Genomic DNA, 4022 nt, shown 5'->3' with positions numbered 1-4022 from the left:
ACGCTGGACTCCTCCTTCGACAGCCTGTGCAAGCTCTACTGGCGCACCGCCGTCGGCATCGCGCTCGGCGTGCGCCACGTGCTGGAGGCGCTGAACGAGAACGGCTATCTGATCGATACGCTGCATGTCACCGGCGGCCACACCAAGAACCCGCTGTTGATGGAGCTCTATGCCGACGCCACCGGCTGCACGGTGATCGAGCCGCTGGCCGACGAGGCGGTGCTGCTCGGCACCGGCATGATCGCCGCCACCGCGGCCGGGCTGTTTCCCGACCTCAACGCGGCCTGTCTTGCCATGCAGCAAGGCGGCAGGACGCGCGCGTCGAACCCGAAATCATCAGGGCGTTTCGACCGCGACTACAAGGTTTTCCTTGAGATGCACCGCCAGCGGCGGATGCTGGACGCGATCCGCTAGAGCATCGGGGCCGGTCCCTGGCTCAATCCGTTCCCGTCCCTCCTCTCTTGCCTTCATGTCGCGTTTCGTCCAGAAGCTGACGCAAACGCCGCGAAACCGAAGGTTTTGCCGTTTGACATGCGGCTTCCGGCTCTGGCCGACGCGCCGTAGCTGGAAAGAGCGGAACAATGTCTGCGATCGAAGCCGGCGCTCGCGCGCCGGAAAATCTTTGGCGTCAGGAAATCAGGGCGACGCTGGCGCTCGCCTGGCCGATGGTGCTGACCAATCTCGGCCAGACCGCGATGACGGCCACCGACGTCATGATGATGGGCCGGCTGGGGCCGGATACGCTGGCCAGTGGCGCGCTTGGCGCCAACCTCTATTTCATGCCGCTGATCTTCGGCCTCGGCCTGATGCTGGCGACATCGCCGATGATCGCCACCGAGCTTGGCCGCCGCCGCTATTCGGTGCGCGACCTGCGCCGCACCGTGCGCCAGGGCCTGTGGCTGGCGATCCTGATCTCGATTCCGATCTGGCTCGTGCTTTGGCACGGCGAAGGCATTCTGCTGGCCATGGGCCAGGAACCGGCACTGGCGCATCAGGCCGGCATCTATCTGCGCTGGCTCGAATGGGCGGTGCTGCCCTTCTACTTCTATATCGTGCTGCGCTCGTTTATCTCGGCGCTGGAGCGGCCGGGCTGGGCGCTGGTCATCGTCTTTGTTGCCGTCGCCTGCAATGCCTTCTTCAACTGGGTGTTCATGTTCGGCAATCTCGGCGTGCCGTCGATGGGCATTGCCGGGTCGGGCCTTGCCACCTCGCTGTCCTCAACGCTGATGTTCATCGGCCTGGCTGCCGTGGTGATACTGGAGAAGAAGTTCCGCCGTTATCGTCTGTTCGGACGGTTCTGGCGATCGGACTGGCCACGCTTCAAGGGCCTGTTGCGGCTCGGCCTGCCGATTGCCGGCATTCTCGCCTTCGAGGTGACTATCTTCAATGCGGCCGCCCTGCTGATGGGCCTGATCGACGCGGATTCGCTGGCCGCGCACGCGATCGCCATCCAGATCGCCTCGATCTCCTTCATGGTGCCGCTTGGCCTCAACCAGGCGGTGACGGTGCGCGTCGGCCTTGCGCATGGCGCCGGCAATCCGCAAGGCGTGTCGCGCGCCGGCTGGACCGCCTTCGTCATCGGCGTTTCCTTCATGGCGCTGATGGGGCTGGTGATGATCCTGTGGCCGCATCCGCTGATCAGCGCCTTCATCGATCTGAGCAATCCGGCCAATGCCAGGGTGATCGAACTTGCCGTGTCGTTCCTGGTCTTCGCGGCGCTGTTCCAGGTCTTCGACGGCGCCCAGGCGGTGGCCGCCGGCATGCTGCGCGGCCTGCACGACACCAAGGTGCCGATGATCTATGCCGCGATCGGCTATTGGGGCGTCGGCCTGCCGCTTGGGGTGCTGCTCGCCTTCCATTTCGGCCTGCATGGCGTCGGCATCTGGATCGGCCTGTCGACGGGGCTGGCCGTGGTGGCCGCGCTGCTGCTGGCGCGCTGGCTGCGGCGCGACCGACTGGCGCCGCCGCTCGCGTTCGGGCATTGAAACAGCTCAATTGGGCTCGGCGGCTGTTGTCCTGTGGACGTTGGCTCATTGAACAACGCCTGCAGAACTCCCTCAAAATCCGGCGCCGCGCTGGAGGCGGTCAGAATGTCGGCGGCGTGTTGACCCAGAGGATGCGGACCGTGGTCGAACCGATATTGCGGTAGCCGTGGCCGAGTTCGGAGTTGAAATAGAACGCGTCGCCTGCCTCGAGCGCCACCACGTTCGCCTCGACCAGCAATTCGACGGAACCTTCGAGCACGTAGCCGAACTCTTGTCCCTTGTGGCTGATCAACTCGGGGCTGCCGCCGCCGGCCTCGATCACATGAACGTTGATCTGCAGCAGATATTCCGGACCGGACGGCACCAATTGCTCGAGCACGACATGGTTGCCCGAACGCCGATGTCCCGTCTCCATGTGCGGACGCTCGTTCTGCCGCAAAACGAACACTTCCGAGGCATTGTGCTGCAGCGTGCCGAACATCGCGTTCATGTTGATGCCCAGCGCCTGCACCAGCCGATGCAGAGCCGCCATGGACGGTGTAGCGCGGTCGTTTTCGATCTTCGAGAGATAACCCTCTGTCAGCCCGATGCGGGCGCCGAGCTCTTCCAGGCTGAGGCCAAGCACCTGTCTGGCATGGCGCAGCTTGACGCCGATCCTCGGGGTTCCGTTTCTGTCGCGCATGTCAGGTCCGCGTCTTCATCCAGTCCGCCAGCTTCGCCAGCAGGAAATCGACTTCCGCCTCGGTGTTGTAATGAGCCAGCCCGATGCGGACGACACCGTTGCGGTCCGCAAGCCCCAGCCGCTTGATTGGCTCCAAACCGTAATTGTGACCGTGCCAGAGATAGATGCCTTCCTCTGCCATCGCCTTGGCGATATCGGCGGGATCGGTTCCGTCAACGGTGATCGACACGGTAGGCACACGGCGCGCCAGCGCCGCCACATCGGATATGCCCTGGATCAAGACGCCATCAATTCTAGACAATCCGGCAATCAGCCGTGCTGTCAGGACACGCTCATAACGGTCGGCGACTTCAATGCCGGCGACGATGCGCTCCCGCCGCGTCGCCTGCGGGTGGACGTTGCCGAAGGACTGTCCGAGCCAGGCATAGTGCTCGACGGCGCCAAGCACCCCGGCAAGCGCCTCGCGGCTTGTCGTTCCCGTCTCGAATTTTCCAGGTGGCGTATTGGAAGCCGCGCGCACCTTATAGGCGGTCAGCGCCTGCAGCAGATCGAAACGGCCCCACAACACCCCGTGATGCGGTCCAAAAAATTTGTAGGCCGAGCAAACCAGGAAATCACAGCCGATCTCCTGGACGTCGATCACCCCATGCGGCGCGAACTGCACCGCGTCGATATAGCTCAGCGCCCCGATCGCGCGGGCGCGCTGCGCGATCCGCTTCACGTCGTTGATCGTGCCGGTAACGTTGCTGGCATATCCGACGGCGACCAGCTTGACGTCCTCGTCGATAGTCGCCTCCAGCGTCGACAGGTCGAGTTCGAAGGTTTTTGGATCGAGGTCGATCCAGCGTACTTCAAGCCCCCGATCCTCCGCCAGCATCAGCCAGGGTGCGACGTTGGCGTCATGATCCATGCGCGTCAGCACGATGGCGTCGCCGGCGTTCAGATCGCGGCCGATGGCGCGCGAGACGGCGAAAGTCAGAGTCGTCATGTTCTGGCCGAACACCACCTCACGCCGGTCGGCGGCATTGAAGAAATCGGCCATCGCCTGATGCGCGTCGTCGACCATCGCCTGGGCCGCGAGTGAGGTTTCGAAATAGCCACCAAGATTGGCGTTGGTTTCGATCATGGCACGCGTCATACGCTCGATCGAACGGCTCGCCATCTGGGTTCCCGCGGGATTGTCGAAGAAAATCCGCTTCTTCGGCCCGGCACCTCTCGCCATCGCCGGAAAAGCATCGCGGACCGTATCTATATCCATGTCTGAATTCCGTGTCTGATGATCGTTGTGCGGCGGCCCCTCGACCGCCGCCAGCAGCGGCTTCACGCGTTCAGCCGGCCGCTTCATGGATGGCGAC

At 63.6% G+C, this 4022-nt stretch carries 4 protein-coding genes; 2 read left to right on the top strand and 2 right to left on the bottom strand.

Annotated elements, in window-relative coordinates; all coding sequences use genetic code 11:
* A partial coding sequence (locus EN991_RS26190; protein WP_245461080.1) for an FGGY-family carbohydrate kinase occupies window positions 1-414 on the top strand: 414 nt, incomplete at its 5' end.
* A 167-nt stretch (window positions 415-581) separates the two neighbouring features.
* The gene (locus EN991_RS26185; protein ID WP_127369853.1) at window positions 582-1985 is read left to right on the top strand and encodes an MATE family efflux transporter; all 1404 of its coding nucleotides are present in this window, start codon (window positions 582-584) and stop codon (window positions 1983-1985) included.
* A 100-nt stretch (window positions 1986-2085) separates the two neighbouring features.
* Here EN991_RS26185 and EN991_RS26180 read toward each other — a convergent pair whose 3' ends face one another.
* Both EN991_RS26180 and EN991_RS26175 read right to left on the bottom strand, forming a co-directional pair.
* On the bottom strand, window positions 2086-2667 hold the full coding sequence (locus EN991_RS26180; RefSeq protein ID WP_013528422.1) for a cupin domain-containing protein: 582 nt from the start codon (window positions 2665-2667) through the stop codon (window positions 2086-2088).
* A gap of 1 nt (window position 2668) precedes the next feature.
* Window positions 2669-3889 (bottom strand): cysteine desulfurase-like protein, encoded by a 1221-nt coding sequence (locus EN991_RS26175; RefSeq protein ID WP_348630506.1) that lies wholly within the window; start codon window positions 3887-3889, stop codon window positions 2669-2671.
* Window positions 3890-4022: the final 133 nt, after the last annotated feature.

Origin of the sequence: Mesorhizobium sp. M7A.F.Ca.US.005.03.2.1 (assembly GCF_003997795.1) — a bacterium.
Lineage (GTDB): Bacteria > Pseudomonadota > Alphaproteobacteria > Rhizobiales > Rhizobiaceae > Mesorhizobium > Mesorhizobium ciceri.
Note: the sequence above shows the minus strand (reverse complement) of the source record. Positions and strands in the feature narration are given on the sequence as shown.